A 17,543-nucleotide genomic window follows, 5' to 3' on the forward strand; every position below is an offset into this window, starting at 1 on the left:
GATAAATTCAATGTTTAATCGTTGAACCGTTTATTCGTTAAATCGATTAAACAATTAAACGAATAACCGAATAAACAAACAAATGAAACAATATTTAGATTTAGTAAAACACGTTTTAGAAAACGGAAATCAAAAAGGAGATCGTACTGGAACTGGGACTAAAAGCGTTTTCGGTTATCAAATGCGCTTTGATTTAAGTGAAGGTTTCCCAATGGTTACTACTAAAAAGCTACATTTAAAATCAATTATCTACGAATTGCTTTGGTTTTTAAAAGGAGATACAAATATTAAATATCTTCAGGAAAACGGAGTGAAAATTTGGGATGAATGGGCAGATTCTAATGGTGATTTAGGTCCCGTTTATGGACATCAGTGGCGTAATTGGAACAGCGAAGAAATTGATCAGATTTCGGAATTAATTGCAGAATTAAAAACGAATCCAAACAGCCGAAGAATGTTGGTTTCTGCATGGAACCCTTCTGTTTTACCAGATACTAAAAAGTCTTTTGAAGAAAATGTAGCTAACAACAAAGCTGCATTGCCTCCATGTCATGCCTTTTTTCAATTTTATGTTGCTGCTCCAGATTTAGAAAAAGGAGAAACAAAAGGAAAATTATCTTGCCAGTTGTATCAGCGAAGTGCTGATATATTTTTAGGCGTTCCTTTTAATATTGCTTCTTACGCCTTATTAACCATGATGATTGCTCAAGTTTGTGATCTAGAAGCAGGTGAATTTATACACACTTTTGGTGATGCACATATTTACAACAATCATTTTGAGCAATTAGAATTACAATTGACACGTGAACCAAAACCATTACCAAAAATGATTCTAAATCCTGAGATTAAAAACATTTTTGATTTTGATTTCAATGACTTTACACTCGTAGATTACGATCCACATCCTGCCATAAAAGGAAGTGTTGCTGTATAAAATTATAAAAAAATCCGCTTAAATATTTAAGCGGATTTTTTTATAACTATACAACTAAAACACTATTTTCACTTCCGGCATAATCATTCCATTTGTAAAAATCGGCTTCTGGATCGTTCACATAAATTCCGTCGATTACATACTTAAACTCGTAAATCGCATCTTTAACCAAATCATAAGTAGCTTTAAAAGTTCCATTTTTTAGCTTACTTAAAGTTCCTTCTGAAGGATTCCAGTTGTTGAAATCGCCTACAACTGCTGCCGAATCAGCGTCTTTAGCATCAATAGAAAATGTTACTTTAACAACCGGCTTTGTTTTGATAAATTGTTTCTTCAAAGACATAACTATTTAGTTTTTAGATTTATACAACCTAAAATTAATTAAAATCGGCCAAATCCTCACCACCTCGTTAATCGATTTATGATAATACCAAAAACAGCAGGTTATTTTAACCATATCTGCAATTTAAGCCACCTAAAATTTTGCTTTTCAAATTCTTAGGTTAATTTAAACCAAATATTCTTTTGGCAAAATATTGACTTTCAAAAATAAATTTTAACTTTATAATCTCATTTTTATCTTATGGAAAAAGAAGTACACGAACAATACGAATACGCTAGACGCCGATTAAGACAAAAAAAAATCCTATATTTTCATTTTGTTCTTTTCCTTTTAGGAAGTTTATTTTTATTTATTGCCAATAGATTTTTTGGTTTTGGAGAAGGTACAACTCAAAATTGGTGTATCTGGGGTATTACGATTTGGCTTTTCCTTTTTATTCTTCATTTTATAAAAGTGTACATCACTGACCGTTTTATGAATAAAAAATGGGAAAGAGAACAAATTGACCGATTAGTAGCTTTACAGCAAAAAAGAATCAGTCAGCTTGAATCTTCTATCAATGAAGAGAATGAAAATAAAATTTAGTTAGGCATACCATGATTATAATGATAGCGGCAGCAGCCGAAAATAATGCGCTTGGAAAAAACAATGAGTTAGTTTGGCATCTTCCAAATGACTTTAAAAGATTTAAATCCCTTACCACAGGCCATCATATTATTATGGGAAGAAAAACATTTGAGAGTTTCCCAAAACCTTTACCCAATCGTGTTCACATTGTAATTTCTCGTCAGGAAAATTATCAGCCTGAAGGATGTATTGTTGTTGACAGTATAGAAAAAGCACTTGCCGCATGTCCTGAAAATGATGATAGTTACATTATAGGTGGTGGCGAAATTTACAACCTGGCTCTTCCTTTTACAGATATAATAGAGTTAACTAAAGTTCATCACACTTTTGAAGCAGATGCTTTCTTTCCAAAAATCAATAAAAGTGAATGGCTTTTGGTAGAATCTGAAGAAAATTATAAAGATGAAAAGCATCTTTATGATTATACTTATGAAACTTACATTAGAAAATAAAATAAAAAACATCCTCTTGTTTAAGGAGGATGTTTTTAAATAATTGGTCTTTTGATACTGACTCGCTCAAGAAATCGTTTTTGTTTAAAATCACTAATGTTAAAAACATTTGTAATAACTGAATAACATTTATGTTATTTGAGATATAAATCTCAAAACGCCTTTAATAACAAATACCACTAAGATATTAAAGGCAGAAAATTAAAATTTCCAAAAACAAATTTAATCCTAAGAACGTATTTTGCACTATTAATTAGTATTTCCCCCCAAGAATAATACTTACAAAACTTTTTCAAGAACAAATGAATTACAAGCGCAAAAAAAGCAACCATTTGTTTAAGTCATTGCAATAATACCAATCATTAAAACTTTAATCATTTTTACTTTAGCAAAGTTGTTCATATTACGAGAATTACACAATACCGCGTTTTAGGGATATTGCCAAAATACCTAGATTTAGGGATGCTAGAATGTATCAGTACTTCACTCTCAAACAAATCATCACAAACATTTATTTTACAAATCAAAAAACTCAATTACAGTTAATCTAGATTGTTTATATTTGCCTAAATAAAAAAAATGTCTGAAAAAATAACTCCGTATAAAGACTCTTCACTAGGTAAAAAAGAGCAAGTAACCCAAATGTTTGACACCATTTCCGGGAATTACGACAATTTAAATCGTGTCATCTCATTTGGTATTGATGTTAAATGGCGTAAAAAAGTATTAAAAATAGTATCAGACAAAAAACCAAAGGTTATTCTTGACATTGCTACCGGAACTGGTGATTTAGCCATTTTATTAGCACAAACTAATGCTGAAAAAATTATTGGTCTGGATATTTCAGCTGGAATGCTGGAAGTGGGAAAAAAGAAAGTTCAGGAAAAAAACCTTTCTAATATTATTGAATTAGTTTTAGGCGATTCTGAAAACATGCCTTTTGAGGATAATTACTTTGACGCCATTACTGTTGGTTTTGGAGTTAGAAACTTTGAAAATCTTGAAAAAGGTTTTGCAGAAATCTTAAGAGTTCTAAAACCAAATGGTGTATTCGTTATATTAGAAACTTCAGTTCCAGATAAATTTCCTTATAAACAAGGTTATAATTTTTACAGCAAAAATATACTTCCGTTAATCGGAAAATTATTTTCTAAAGATAACGATGCTTATGGCTATTTATCTGAATCTGCTGCTGCTTTTCCTTATGGAGAAGCCTTAAACAATATTTTGAGAAAAACTGGGTTTATAGATGTTGTGGCAATGCCGCAAACTTTTGGTGTCGCAACGATTTATTCTGCATCTAAAAAATAGTATGAAAAAAGCTGTAATCTTAATTTTATTAGTCTTAACAACAAAAGGACACTCGCAATTTGCTAAAAACATGTTTAGTAAAGATCCTATTATTAACCTTGAAAACTGGCAGAAACAGCGTGTCTACTTTGGTTATTTTTTAGGCTTTAATAGTTTTGACTTTAAATTTGATTACAAAACTCCCGTACAAAATGATATTCAGGTAAAAAAAACTACCGGTTTTAATGTAGGAGTTGTAGCCGATTTAAGATTACAGGAATATATTAATCTTCGTTTTGAACCAGGATTGTATTATACAAAGCGTGACCTTTTTTATCCAGGCATAGGAAATTTGGAAAGTGATTATCTGAGAGAAGTAAACAGCACCTATATTCACTTTCCTTTATTATTAAAGTTCTCTGCTTTGCGTACCGGAAATGTGCGTCCGTATTTAGTTGGAGGTATGTCGACTACTTTAAATTTATCTAGTAATGCAAAATCTCCTGATGACAACTGGCAACAGAAATTTAGAGTTAAACAATGGACGGCAGCTTACGAAGTAGGTTTTGGAATCGATATTTTTACTGAATATTTTATCTTTTCTCCTTCTGTAAGAGGTATGTTTGGTATTACTAATGAGATAATTCGTGACAATGTCACTGCAGAACATCCGGTTAGTCCGTATACGGATAATATAGATTCTATGAAATCGAGAGCGATTTTAGTAAATTTTACTTTTCATTAAAACAAAATCTCAACTATTTCGTTTAAATTCACTAAGAATAATTGCTGTCGCAGTAGCTACATTTAAACTTTCGGTTTTTTGAAGCTCTCCGAATCTGGGAATTGTAAGACGAGAAGTCACTATTTTTTCAATCTCTTCTGAAATACCATTGGCTTCGTTACCCATAATAATGATTCCATCTTGCGGTAATTGAGATTGATAAATATTTGCTCCGTCCATAAAAGTTCCAAAAATTGGTAGTTTAGTTTGAGCAAGAAAAGTTTTCAAGTCGATATAATTTACATTTACTCTGGTAATAGAGCCCATTGTTGCCTGCACTACTTTTGGGTTGTAAATATCTACTGTTTCTTTTGAACAAATTACTTGTTTAATACCAAACCAATCACAAAGACGCAGAATGGTTCCAAGATTTCCAGGATCTCTAATATCGTCTAAAGCCAAAATCAAGCCTGAATCGGTTATTTTGTTTTCGGCTGGCATTTTAAAAACTGCCAAACAAGAATTTGGAGTCGATAAAGCACTTATTTTTTTTAGTTCTTGCTCATTAATAAGAGTTCGTTTTGAAGCGTGAACTGTTTCAAAATCATTCAGCGTGGTGTATAAATGTTCTAATTCAAAATTGGATTGCAGCAATTCTTGAATTACTTTTACTCCTTCAGCAAAAAATAATTGATTTGCAAAACGCTGCTTTTTTTGATGTAAACCCGAGATAAGTTTTATTTGGTTTTTACTAACCATAAAATAATGTACTTTTGAATTAAATATTTAAAAACACTTGAAAAATAATTCCACAAAAATAATAGCATTTCTTCTAATTGCAATATTAATTTGCGCTTGTAATGCCGTAAAAAGAGTTCCCGATGGAAAAAACCTTCTTGTAAAAAACAATATTTTAGTTAACGGAAAATCTACCAACGACGAAGTTGCTTCTAATCAGATGTATCAAAAACCAAATGGTAAACTGTTAGGCTACAAACTTCGACTAAATTTATACAATCTGGCTAATTTAAATCCAGATTCTACTTATCAGGCAAAATTCAAAAACAATCCAGGTAAGTATGAACGTATGTCTAAATTGCTATCGGCAAAACAAGTAGATCGTCTTGGACAGTCTTTTTATTACAAAGGAATTCACGAATTTCTAAAAAACACTGGAGAACCTCCTGTAATTATTGATACTGCCAGAACAAAAAAATCTTTATTACGTTTAAAATACTATTATTTCAACAATGGCTTTTTTAATGTTAAAACCGATTATTCTATAGACACCGTTGGATACAAAAGAGCTGCTATTAATTATAATATTGCAACAGGTCCCGCTTACAAATTAGATACTATCAGTACTAATATTCTAACTCCTGCTTTAGATTCATTATATAGAACCAACAATGAACCTTCTTTATTAAAATCGGGAAATCAATATAAAACTACAGATTTCGAAGATGAAAAAAACCGTATTACGACTTATTTTAGAAATCATGGTGCATACTACTTCCAACCAACTTATGTAACATTTGATATTGATACAATTGGTAAAAAAGCCAAAGCCGATGTAACTTTAAATATTAGCAACAATGTTATTCAGGGCAGAGATTCCAGTAGAACAGAGCCTTTTAAATTATACAAAATTAGCGATGTCAACATTTACACCGATTATTCGGCTGCTAACTCAAAGAAAAAACCTACTGATAGTACAACTTACAACAATTTCAATCTTTACAGTTTCAATAAATTAAAGTACAAACCTCGTGCAATTACAGATGCAATATTCATCACCAAGGGAAGTACTTTTGCCGATTTTAGAACAACACTTTCTTCACGATATTTAAACAACTTAAAGATTTTCAACTACCCATCAATACAGTATGAAGTTGACAAAAGAGATTCTACAGCACAATCTCTTATCGCCAATGTTTATCTAACTCCTCGAAAAAAATACAGTTTTGGTGCAACTTTTGACGTGACGCATTCTAATATTCAGGATTTCGGAATTGGAGCGAGTATTTCAGAAACTATCAGAAATGTCTTCAATCGTGCAGAGACTTTAGAAATTTCTGCTCGTTTAAACATTGGTTCTTCTCGAGACATGGCAAATCCAAACAATAATTTCTTCAATGTCTCAGAATACGGTTTGGATATGAAATTAAATTTCCCAAGGATTTTACTGCCTTTTGGAACCGAAAAAATTATTCCTAAAAGTATGATTCCGTATACTTCGATAACTTCTGGTTTTTCAAAACAAAGAAATATCGGTTTAGATAAAGAAAATTTTACGGGCGGTATCTCTTACAACTGGACACCAAAACGTTATAATACTGCAAAACTGGAATTGTTGAATGCTCAGTTTGTTCGTAATTTAAATCCAGACAATTATTTTAGAGTTTATACTTCATCTTATAATGATTTAAATAATATTGGAAAAACCTACAATCAAACGCCTTCGAACTGGGGAGACACTCCAGAAGAACAAGCTAAAGAAAACTTAACGATCCCAAAAGGAACGACAGGTTTTACCAATGAAGTTTTAAACGATCTAACCCCATTAAGACCTGGCGATGCACAATATCAAGAAGTTGCCAGCATTGAAGAAAGAAGAGTTCGTTTAACCGAAAATGACTTTATTCTCGCGACAAGTTATACATTCACTAAAACAACCAAAAAAGATTTAGCTGACAATAATTTTTATCAATTTAGGACTAAAATTGAATCGGCTGGAACCTTATTAACATTAGTATCTGAGATAGGAAACCTACCTAAAAATAATAGAGGAAATTATGAAATCTTTAATTTAGAATATTCTGAATACCTTAAAACTGAATTCGACTACATTAAACACTGGGATTTTGGAAAAGAAAAAGTACTAGCCGTTAGAACATTCTTTGGAATTGCGGTTCCTTTTGGAAACTCAAATTACATTCCGTTTTCACGAAGTTATTATTCAGGAGGTTCCAATGATAACCGAGCATGGCAACCTTATGCTTTAGGACCTGGAAGTACAAATGCAGTAAACGACTTTAATGAGGCCAATATGAAAATCGCAGCAAGTGCCGAATTTCGTTTTAAAGTTTTCGGAGATGTTAAAGGTGCCATCTTTGCAGATGCCGGAAATATCTGGAATGTACTCGATAATGTGGTAGATCCGAAAGCAAAATTTGACAACTTAAACGATTTAGAAGAAATTGCTTTAGGTACTGGATTTGGTTTGCGATACGATTTAAGCTTTTTTGTTATTCGTTTAGATTTAGGCTTTAAGACCTATAATCCGGCGCATGACAAGGGAGACAGATGGTTTAAAGAATATAATTTTGGGCACTCGGTTTTAAATTTTGGTATAAATTATCCGTTCTAATGCTAATTAATTCTTATTTTTGCAACCTAAAAACTAAAAACAACTATAAAAAAAATTACAATGGCACACAACATTAAACCAGGAGTAGCTACAGGAGATCAAGTACAAGAGATCTTTAATTATGCGAAAGAGAAGGGTTTTGCTCTTCCAGCAGTAAACGTTACTGGATCAAGCACAATTAATGGAGTTCTTGAAACTGCAGCAAAACTAAACGCGCCAGTTATCATTCAATTTTCTAACGGAGGAGCTCAATTCAACGCTGGAAAAGGATTATCAAATGCAGGTGAAAAAGCAGCAATTGCGGGAGGAATCGCAGGAGCAAAACATATTCACACTTTGGCAGAAGCTTACGGTGCAACTGTAATTTTACATACTGACCACTGCGCAAAAAAACTTTTACCTTGGATTGATGGTTTATTAGATGCTTCTGAAAAACACTTCGCAGAAACAGGAAAACCATTATTCAGTTCTCATATGATCGATTTGTCTGAGGAGCCAATCGAAGAAAATATCGAGATCTGTAAAGAATATTTAGCTAGAATGAGCAAAATGGGTATGACATTAGAAATCGAGCTTGGAATTACAGGTGGTGAAGAAGATGGTGTTGATAACTCTGATGTTGACAGCTCAAAATTATATACTCAACCAGAAGAAGTAGCTTACGCTTACGAAGAATTATCTAAAGTAAGCCCTAAATTTACAATTGCTGCTGCTTTCGGAAACGTTCACGGTGTTTACAAACCAGGAAACGTAAAATTAACTCCAAAAATCTTAAAAAATTCTCAAGACTTCGTACAAAACAAATTCAATACAGGACACAATCCAGTTGATTTCGTATTCCACGGAGGTTCAGGATCTACACTTGAAGAAATCAGAGAAGGAATTAGCTACGGAGTTATCAAAATGAACATTGATACAGATTTACAATTTGCATACACTGAAGGAATCCGTGATTATATGGTTAAAAATTTAGATTATTTAAAATCTCAAATTGGTAACCCAGAAGGTCCAGATGCTCCTAACAAAAAATACTATGACCCAAGAAGATGGGTTCGTGAAAGTGAAGTAACATTCAACGCAAGATTGGAACAAGCTTTTGCAGACTTAAATAACGTAAACACGTTATAATAGTATTCAGTGTACAGTTTTAAGTGTTCAGTTGCTGGACACTTAAAACTTACAAATACCACTGAACACTGAAATTTTTATTACTGAACACTGAATACTAAAAGAAATGGCTTGGTTTAAAAGACAAGAAAAAGGGATTACGACCGCTACAGAAGACAAGATGGACGTTCCGAAAGGATTGTGGTACAAATCTCCTACTGGAAAAATTATTGATGCTGACGAATTAGCGAGAAATTTATTCGTAAGCCCTGAAGATGATTTTCACGTTCGAATTGGAAGCGCAACCTATTTTGAAATTTTATTCGACAACAACGAATTTGTTGAGTTAGATAAAAACATGACTTCTAAAGATCCTTTGCATTTTGTGGATACAAAAAAATATGCAGAGCGTTTGAAAGATGTAATGGAAAAAACTCACTTAAAAGACGCTGTACGTACGGGAGTAGGAAAATCTAAAGGAAGAGAACTTGTAATCTGTTGTATGGATTTCGCTTTTATTGGTGGATCTATGGGAGCAGTTGTAGGGGAAAAAATCGCAAGAGGTATTGATCACGCGATCAAAAACAAACTACCTTTTGTAATGATTTCAAAGTCTGGTGGAGCTCGTATGATGGAAGCTGCTTATTCGTTAATGCAATTAGCAAAAACTTCTGTAAAATTAGCTCAATTAGCTGAAGCTAAACTACCTTATATCTCTCTTTGTACAGATCCAACAACTGGAGGAACAACTGCATCATACGCTATGTTAGGAGACATCAACATCTCTGAGCCAGGCGCTTTGATTGGTTTTGCTGGTCCGCGTGTTGTACGTGATACTACAGGAAAAGATTTACCAGAAGGTTTCCAAACTGCTGAATTTCTTTTAGAGCACGGTTTCTTAGACTTTATCACGCCAAGAAAAGAATTGAAAGATAAGATCAACTTATACATCGATTTGATTCAAAACAATGATATTCGATAGTTTTAAAACTATTTAAAATAGAAAATCCCAAGAAAATTGCTTCTTGGGATTTTTTTGTTTTTAAACCATATAAGTTATGTAAGTTCTCCTGCAAGGTTTCCAAAACCTTGTAGGTTTCAATTTCAACGCAACTTTTCTTGATTACAATCTTCAGTAACACCTACAAGGTTTTAAAAACCTTGCAGGAAAGCAACATTAATAATTTGATTCTTTTTTTATCCTTATAAAAACCTTAGAATCTTAGCATCAGAACCTTATAACCCAAGAAAAAAACCTACATTCCTGTTCTAATCGCCTCAACTGGATCTAAATTTGCTGCTGAAATTGCAGGTAGGATTCCTGAAATCAATCCGATTAATGCAGCCAAACTTGTTCCTAAAATTATATTTCCTAGACTGAGAACAAATTCAAAATCGAGCAATTTTGTTAAAGCGAATGCAATTCCCCAAACCATTAGCAAACCGATAATTCCACCAATAACGGAAAGAATTACTGCCTCGAACAAAAATTGAAATAAGATAAATTTATTTTTCGCTCCTAAAGATTTCTGAATTCCGATAAGATTGGTTCTCTCTTTAACCGAAACAAACATAATATTGGCAATTCCGAAACCACCAACAAGAAGAGAAAATCCACTAATGATCCACCCTACTACATTCATCTGTCCTATAATTCCATCAATAAAATCAGTAAATCCAGAAAGAACATTTATAAAGAAATTATCCATTTCTCCTGCTTTCATACCTCGGATTGCTCGAAGTTTTTGAGCAACTTCAGCTTTATAAGCCTCCATATCAATTCCTTTTTCTGGCTTTAAAATAATTACAGGCGTCATCGAATCGCTATCACCATACATTCTTCTTAAAAAATTAGCAGGTAAGTAAACAGAAGTATCGTTACTATCTCCAAAAAAACCCGCTCCTTGTTTCGCCATTACACCAATAACAGTAAATCGCTGTCCATATAAACGGATATTTTTCCCTAAAGGATCCGTTGAACCGAAAAGCCCATCCGCAATATCATACCCAAGAACAATAACGGCAGTTCCAGAATTAGATTCTGATTCATTGTAAAATCTTCCTTTATCAAAACTCAATCCATCGACATCAACCATTTCGCTTGATGCTGGAATAATATTTACATCACTAACCGTTTTAGAATCGTATTTTAAAGTTTCTCTGTTTACAAAAAGCTGATACCCGACTTGATCTGTATTATTTAAAGAGTTTTTTAAGGCAACATACTCATCATATTTCACATTTGGAAACTGTTCTCTCTTCCATTGTGGAATTTCAGACGGTCCAAAACTGAATTTCATTAAATAAATTGTATTTTTATCTAAGCTGCTCAAATCTTTAGAGATTTTTTTATCTAAAGAATCAACTGCAGCCAAAACAGCGATAATTGAAAAAATACCAATCGTAACACCTAATAGAGATAATAAAGTACGTAATTTATTATTTCGTAAAGCATTGATGGCAAAGCTGAGGCTTTCTTTTAATAATCTTAAATAAACAAGCATATTTTAGTATTTTTCAATAAAGTAAAATTCAATAATTAAATTTCAAAAACCTAATAAAAGTTAACTTACTCATCAGTAGATTTTTTTAGCATTTTGTTACACTAATTTTCTTTAATATAATATATAAAAAAACTACTTTTGCAGTCTCAAAATCATAACTACACAATGAGCACAACTAAAAAAATACAATCGGCATTAATTTCTGTTTTTTCTAAAGATGGATTAGAACCAATTGTTAGAAAATTACACGAACAAAATGTAACACTTTATTCAACTGGAGGAACTGAAGATTTCATCAAAAACCTTGGTATTCCGGTAGTTCCTGTTGAAGATATTACTTCTTTCCCTGAAATTCTTGGCGGAAGAGTAAAAACATTACACCCGAAAATTTTTGGAGGAATTTTAAATCGTCAAGACAACGAGAGTGATGTTCAGCAAATGAAGGAATTTGATATTCCGCAAATCGATTTAGTAATTGTTGACTTATATCCTTTTGAAAAAACAGTTGCTTCTGGAGCTAGCGAACAAGATATTATCGAAAAAATTGATATTGGTGGAATTTCATTAATTCGTGCTGGTGCAAAAAACTTCAAAGACACTGTAATTGTAGCTTCTGTTAACGAGTACAGCTTGCTTTTAGATTTGATTACTGAGCAAGATGGAGCAACAACTTTAGAAAACAGAAGATTGTTTGCTACTAAAGCATTCCACGTTTCATCTCACTATGATGGAGCTATTTTTAATTATTTCAATACAGACGAGACTATTTACAAAGAAAGCATTGCAAACGGTCAAGTTTTAAGATATGGTGAAAACCCTCACCAAAAAGGATTCTTCTTTGGAGATTTTGACGCTATGTTCAAAAAAGTTCACGGAAAAGAATTATCATACAACAACTTACTAGATGTTGATGCAGCGGTAAATTTAATTGCTGAGTTTAAAACTGACGGACCAACGTTCGCGATTTTAAAACACAACAATGCTTGTGGATTGGCTTCTAGAAAAACAATTAGCGAAGCTTATTTAGCGGCTTTAGCTTGTGATCCTACATCTGCTTTTGGCGGAGTGTTAATTTCTAACACAAAAATTGATTTAGAAACAGCGCAAGAAATCAACAAATTATTCTGCGAAGTGGTAATCGCTCCAGCTTATGATGATGAGGCTATCAACGTTTTACAAGAGAAAAAGAACAGAATTATTCTAGTTCAAAATGAAGTTGAATTACCAGCTCGTCAAGTAAGAACTTGTCTTAATGGTTTGTTAATTCAGGACAGAAATAATATTACGGATAATAAAGAGCATTTAAAAACCGTTACAATTACAGAACCTACTGCTCAAGAGATCGAAGATTTGATCTTTGCTTCTAAAATCTGCAAGAATACAAAATCAAACACTATTGTATTTGCTAAAAACGGAACATTGATTTCATCAGGTACAGGTCAGACTTCAAGAGTTGACGCTTTAATTCAAGCAGTTGACAAAGCAAAAGCTTTTGGATTTGATTTGAATGGAGCTTCTATGGCAAGTGATGCATTTTTCCCATTTCCGGACTGTGTTGAATTAGCTAAAAAAGCAGGAATTACAGCAGTAATTCAGCCAGGAGGTTCGATAAAAGACGAATTAAGTATAAATTATTGCAATGAAAATAATCTTGCAATGGTATTTACAGGAACTCGTCATTTTAAACATTAATTTGTTTAACTTTGTTCAAAATAATTTATAACATTTTAAACCCCTAAAAAACTTATGGGATTTTTTGATTTCATGACCGAGGATATTGCAATAGACCTTGGTACCGCAAACACTTTAATCATTCATAATGATAAAGTTGTTATTGACAGCCCCTCTATCGTAGCACGCGACAGAGTTTCAGGCAAAATCATCGCTGTTGGTAAAGAAGCCAACATGATGCAAGGTAAAACACATGAAAACATCAAGACCATAAGGCCTTTGAAAGATGGTGTAATTGCCGATTTTGATGCTTCGGAAAAAATGATCAATATGTTCATTAAAAGTATTCCTGCATTAAAAAAGAGAATGTTTACCCCAGCTTTAAGAATGGTAGTTTGTATTCCTTCTGGAATTACTGAGGTTGAAATGCGTGCAGTAAAAGAATCTTGTGAGAGAGTTAACGGAAAAGAAGTTTACCTAATTCACGAACCAATGGCCGCAGCAATCGGTATTGGAATCGACATTATGCAACCAAAAGGTAACATGATCGTGGATATCGGAGGTGGTACAACTGAAATCGCTGTTATCGCATTAGGCGGAATTGTTTGCGACAAATCTGTTAAAATTGCAGGTGACGTTTTCACAAACGACATCGTGTATTACATGCGTACACAACATAACCTTTTCGTAGGAGAAAGTACTGCTGAAAAAATTAAAATTCAAATCGGAGCGGCTATCGAAGATTTAGACGGACCGCCAGAAGATATGTCAGTTCAAGGTAGAGATTTACTTACTGGTAAACCAAAACAAGTAGATGTTTCTTACCGTGAAATTGCAAAAGCATTAGACAAATCTATTCAGCGTATTGAGGATGCTGTTATGGAAACATTATCTCAAACTCCTCCTGAGTTAGCTGCCGATATCTACAACACAGGTATCTATTTAGCAGGTGGTGGATCTATGTTAAGAGGTCTTGACAAACGTATCTCTCAAAAAACAGATTTACCTGTTTATATTGCAGAAGATCCTTTAAGAGCTGTTGTTCGCGGTACTGGAATGGCTCTAAAAAACATTGCAAAATTTAAAAGTATCTTAATTAAATAAGATTCGAAATAACAATCAATTTACTTTTATGAGGGTCAAATTTTCAATATTTGATCCTCGTAAAACTTGAAATCATAAAGCATATCCTGAAACAAAATAACCAGACAAGAAATGCAGCAAATATTTAATTTCATTATAAGAAACAGTAATCGATTGCTGTTTTTGCTGCTTTTAGGTATTTCGTTAGGACTCACAATTCAATCACATTCCTATCACAGAAGCAAGGTAATCAGTTCAGCTAATTTTTTAAGCGGTGGTGTTTACGAAAAAATCAATCGTGTTAACGAATACTTGAATTTAAGAGCAGAAAACGACGAACTTGTACTTGAGAACGCAAGATTAAAAAGTCTTTTATTCAATAAAGAAGACACTACAAAACCACCTACACCTGATAGTATTAAAGGTGTAAAACCTTCGGATATAATTGTATCTAAAGTAATTCATAATTCATACAACACCCACGAGAACTATATCACTTTAAACTCTGGAAGCAAAGACGGAGTTAAACAAGATATGGGAGTTATCAATAGTTTAGGAATTGTCGGCGTTATCGATAATACTTCACCAAATTACTCAACCGTTGTTAGTATATTGAATATGAAATCGCATATTAATGCGAAAATTAAAAAATCAAATCATTTTGGTTCATTAACATGGAACGGAAAAAGTACAGGTTATGTACAATTAGAAGACGTTCCTAGATTAGCTTCAATTAGAAAAGGCGATACCATTGTAACCGGTGGACAATCTGTCATTTTCCCTGAAGGCATCAACATCGGAACTGTTGATATTGTGTACAAAAAAGAAGGTACAAGTTTTTATGTTATAAAAGTAAAACTGTTTAATGATATGACCAATTTAGGACATGTATACATCATTAAAAGTAAAGGACGAGAAGAACTTATTAATTTAGAAAACAAAAGCAAAGAGAAAGATGAATAGCGCTTTGTTGGTAAATATTTTTCGATTTATTATGCTGCTGGCAGTTCAGATTGTTATTTTCAACAATATGAATTTCTTAGGCTACATAAGTCCTTTTCCGTATATTTTGTATATCATTTTATATCCCGTAAACAGTAATAAAGCAGGTTTAATTGTATCCAGTTTTTTACTTGGACTAATGATGGACATGTTTTGTAATTCTGGAGGAATACATGCAACAGCTTGTGTAATTCTAGCTTATTATAGACCTTACATCTTTAAGTTTTCTTTTGGACTGAGTTACGAATATCAAACTATAAAACTAAATGATTCTTTAACACCAGAACGATTTTCATTTATACTGGTTTCGGTTTTAATGCATCACATTGTATTATTTGTTCTTGAAGCATTTCAATTCAAATTTATCTGGGACATTTTACTCCGAACCTTATTTAGCTCTATTTTCACCATAATCACCTCCATAATAATAATTTATCTTATTAAGCCCAATAAACGATGAGAAAAGTTCTGCTGCCCACTATAATTATTATTGCAGCATCTTTGCTAGTGATTAGGATCTTTTATCTACAAATTATTGATGATTCCTTTAAACTGAAATCTGAAAATAATGCGATAAAAAAAGTTTACGACTATCCTGAAAGAGGCTACATCTACGATAGACACGGGAAACTTCTTGTGGCTAATCAGGCTTCTTATGATATTATGGTTATTCCTAGGGAAATAAAGAAAGATCTTAACGTTGCTGAATTCTGTAATTTATTAAATATTACTCCAGAAGAGTATCACAAACGTGTCGAAAAAGCAAAAGTATACAGTCCAAGGCTTCCTTCTGTTTTCTTGTCGCAATTAAATAAAAATGAATTTGCAGCTTTTCAAGAAAAACTTAGAAAATATGAAGGTTTTTATTTCCAGAAAAGATCTCTTCGTGATTACGAGGTAGATTATGGAGCAAACATCTTTGGCTTCATTAGACAGGCAGACGAAAATTTAATAGCAAAAAACCCATATTACAACAGCGGAGATTTAATTGGTAAACAAGGTGTCGAAGAAAGCTACGAAGAAATTTTACGCGGAATAAAAGGTGTAAAATATATTCAAAAAGACAAATATAACCGAGAAATTGGCCCTTATAAAGAAGGTAAATACGACACTATCGCTGTAGCCGGAGAAGACATCAATTTAACAATTGATGCTGCACTTCAAAAATATGGCGAAGAATTAATGATCAACAAAAGAGGTGGAATTGTTGCTATAGAACCTAAAACGGGGGAAATTTTAGCATTGGTTACTGCTCCTTCTTATGATCCAGGAATTTTAGTAGGACGTCAAAGATCTAAAAATTATACGCTTTTGTACAACGATTCTATTGCAAAGCCATTATACGACAGAGGTCTTTTAGCAGAATATCCTCCAGGTTCTCCGTTCAAAATCTTAACAGGATTAGTTGCTCTTCAGGAAGGTGTTGTAAACGAACAAACAACTTTTATGTGTCATCATGGTTTTAGCTATGGTGGAGGACGATTTATGAAATGTCACGGTTTTGGACCTCATCAGCTTCATAATGGAATTTACAATTCTTGTAACACATACTTTGGACAGGCTTATATGCTAACCATCAACAAATATTCTGACCCTGGTAAAGCGGTAGATGTTTGGAGCGATCACGTAAAAAGTTTTGGTTTAGGACAATTTATGGGATATGATTTACCTACTGGAAAAAGAGGTAATATTCCGACTTCAAAAACCTATAAAAGGATTTACCCTAATGGCGGATGGAGAAGTTCTACTATCGTATCTAATGCAATTGGTCAAGGAGAGGTTTTAATGACTCCTATTCAGTTGGCTAACATGATGGCTACTGTAGCCAATCAAGGTTATTATTATACTCCTCATATCATTAAAAAGATTGAAGGGGAGAAAATTGATGATAAGTTCACAACAAAACACGTTACTACAATTGATCAAAAATATTTCCCGCCAGTTATCAGCGGATTATTTGACGTTTACAATAAAGGTACAGCTTATGCTCTTCGAGTTGAAGGAATTGATATTTGTGGAAAAACTGGAACAGCAGAAAATTATGCCAAAATAAACGGTAAAAGAGAAAAACTTAAAGATCACTCTATATTTGTGGCTTTTGCACCAAAAGACAATCCAAAAATTGCAATTGCAGTTATGATTGAAAATGGAGGTTTTGGAGCAACAGTTGCTGGACCAATTGCGAGTTTGATGATTGAGAAATACTTAAGAAACAAAATCACAAGAACTGATTTAGAAACAAGAGTATTAAACAAGAGTTTGCTTGTTGAATATGCTAAATTAGGCGGATTAAACGAGGCAAGCAAAATTGAATCTGTACCAAAAGATTCTGTATTGCAAGCTAAAATTATAAAACCAAAAGCACCAGTTACAGCAATACCAAAAACTGAAGTTAAAAAAACAGCTGTAGACACTACTAAGAAAAACTAAGAAAGA

At 32.9% G+C, this 17,543-nt stretch carries 16 protein-coding genes; 13 read left to right on the top strand and 3 right to left on the bottom strand.

Annotation, left to right across the window (positions count from 1 at the left end; genetic code table 11):
- Positions 1–82: 82 nt before the first annotated feature.
- Positions 83–934, top strand: a complete 852-nt coding sequence (locus VGE71_RS19415) for a thymidylate synthase (RefSeq protein ID WP_331139782.1) — start codon at positions 83–85, stop codon at positions 932–934.
- Positions 935–980: 46 nt separating this feature from the next.
- Here the strand turns inward: VGE71_RS19415 and VGE71_RS19420 are convergent, their stop codons facing one another.
- Positions 981–1,277, bottom strand: coding sequence for an isoamylase early set domain-containing protein (locus VGE71_RS19420; RefSeq protein ID WP_144215632.1), 297 nt, complete (start codon positions 1,275–1,277; stop codon positions 981–983).
- A gap of 240 nt (positions 1,278–1,517) precedes the next feature.
- On the opposite strand from VGE71_RS19420, the gene VGE71_RS19425 reads away from it, so the two are divergent.
- The 4 genes from VGE71_RS19425 (at position 1,518) to VGE71_RS19440 (ending at position 4,391) form a co-directional block, all read left to right on the top strand.
- The gene (locus tag VGE71_RS19425; RefSeq protein ID WP_091493889.1) at positions 1,518–1,862 is read left to right on the top strand and encodes a 2TM domain-containing protein; all 345 of its coding nucleotides are present in this window, start codon (positions 1,518–1,520) and stop codon (positions 1,860–1,862) included.
- 11 nt (positions 1,863–1,873) lie between these two features.
- Positions 1,874–2,356, top strand: a complete 483-nt coding sequence (locus VGE71_RS19430; RefSeq protein WP_331139783.1) for a dihydrofolate reductase — start codon at positions 1,874–1,876, stop codon at positions 2,354–2,356.
- A gap of 579 nt (positions 2,357–2,935) precedes the next feature.
- Positions 2,936–3,667, top strand: coding sequence for a bifunctional demethylmenaquinone methyltransferase/2-methoxy-6-polyprenyl-1,4-benzoquinol methylase UbiE (ubiE, locus tag VGE71_RS19435; RefSeq protein WP_331139784.1), 732 nt, complete (start codon positions 2,936–2,938; stop codon positions 3,665–3,667).
- 1 nt (position 3,668) lies between these two features.
- Positions 3,669–4,391: a porin family protein gene (locus VGE71_RS19440; RefSeq protein WP_331139785.1), complete on the top strand. Its 723-nt coding sequence runs from the start codon at positions 3,669–3,671 to the stop codon at positions 4,389–4,391.
- Between the two features lie 9 nt (positions 4,392–4,400).
- Here the strand turns inward: VGE71_RS19440 and VGE71_RS19445 are convergent, their stop codons facing one another.
- Entirely contained in the window at positions 4,401–5,129 is a 729-nt protein-coding gene (locus VGE71_RS19445) for an RNA methyltransferase (RefSeq protein WP_331139786.1), read from the bottom strand.
- 37 nt (positions 5,130–5,166) lie between these two features.
- Here VGE71_RS19445 and VGE71_RS19450 point away from each other — a divergent pair, with 37 nt between their 5' ends.
- From VGE71_RS19450 to accD, 3 genes are all read left to right on the top strand, one after another.
- The gene (locus VGE71_RS19450) at positions 5,167–7,740 is read left to right on the top strand and encodes a BamA/TamA family outer membrane protein (protein WP_331139787.1); all 2,574 of its coding nucleotides are present in this window, start codon (positions 5,167–5,169) and stop codon (positions 7,738–7,740) included.
- A 60-nt stretch (positions 7,741–7,800) separates the two neighbouring features.
- Positions 7,801–8,868 carry a class II fructose-bisphosphate aldolase gene (fbaA, locus tag VGE71_RS19455; RefSeq protein ID WP_012023542.1) on the top strand — a complete coding sequence of 356 codons (1,068 nt, stop codon included), beginning with the start codon at positions 7,801–7,803 and terminating at the stop codon, positions 8,866–8,868.
- A 106-nt stretch (positions 8,869–8,974) separates the two neighbouring features.
- Positions 8,975–9,829, top strand: coding sequence for an acetyl-CoA carboxylase, carboxyltransferase subunit beta (accD, locus tag VGE71_RS19460; protein ID WP_026728501.1), 855 nt, complete (start codon positions 8,975–8,977; stop codon positions 9,827–9,829).
- A 274-nt stretch (positions 9,830–10,103) separates the two neighbouring features.
- Here accD and VGE71_RS19465 read toward each other — a convergent pair whose 3' ends face one another.
- The gene (locus VGE71_RS19465; protein WP_331139788.1) at positions 10,104–11,351 is read right to left on the bottom strand and encodes an ABC transporter permease; all 1,248 of its coding nucleotides are present in this window, start codon (positions 11,349–11,351) and stop codon (positions 10,104–10,106) included.
- Between the two features lie 165 nt (positions 11,352–11,516).
- Here VGE71_RS19465 and purH point away from each other — a divergent pair, with 165 nt between their 5' ends.
- The 5 genes from purH to mrdA all read left to right on the top strand — a co-directional run bounded on the left by purH (position 11,517) and on the right by mrdA (position 17,537).
- Positions 11,517–13,043 carry a bifunctional phosphoribosylaminoimidazolecarboxamide formyltransferase/IMP cyclohydrolase gene (gene purH / locus VGE71_RS19470; protein WP_331139789.1) on the top strand — a complete coding sequence of 509 codons (1,527 nt, stop codon included), beginning with the start codon at positions 11,517–11,519 and terminating at the stop codon, positions 13,041–13,043.
- A gap of 54 nt (positions 13,044–13,097) precedes the next feature.
- Complete coding sequence (locus VGE71_RS19475) at positions 13,098–14,126, top strand: rod shape-determining protein (protein ID WP_008466528.1); 1,029 nt, start codon at positions 13,098–13,100, stop codon at positions 14,124–14,126.
- A gap of 111 nt (positions 14,127–14,237) precedes the next feature.
- The gene (gene mreC, locus VGE71_RS19480) at positions 14,238–15,068 is read left to right on the top strand and encodes a rod shape-determining protein MreC (protein WP_331139790.1); all 831 of its coding nucleotides are present in this window, start codon (positions 14,238–14,240) and stop codon (positions 15,066–15,068) included.
- Positions 15,061–15,567: a rod shape-determining protein MreD gene (locus tag VGE71_RS19485; protein ID WP_331139791.1), complete on the top strand. Its 507-nt coding sequence runs from the start codon at positions 15,061–15,063 to the stop codon at positions 15,565–15,567. The genes mreC and VGE71_RS19485 overlap by 8 nt, the downstream gene beginning before the upstream one ends.
- Positions 15,564–17,537 carry a penicillin-binding protein 2 gene (gene mrdA / locus VGE71_RS19490; RefSeq protein WP_331139792.1) on the top strand — a complete coding sequence of 658 codons (1,974 nt, stop codon included), beginning with the start codon at positions 15,564–15,566 and terminating at the stop codon, positions 17,535–17,537. Before VGE71_RS19485 ends, mrdA begins: the two co-directional genes overlap by 4 nt.
- Positions 17,538–17,543: the final 6 nt, after the last annotated feature.

The sequence above is a fragment of the Flavobacterium sp. genome (genome assembly GCF_036405015.1).
Lineage (GTDB): Bacteria > Bacteroidota > Bacteroidia > Flavobacteriales > Flavobacteriaceae > Flavobacterium.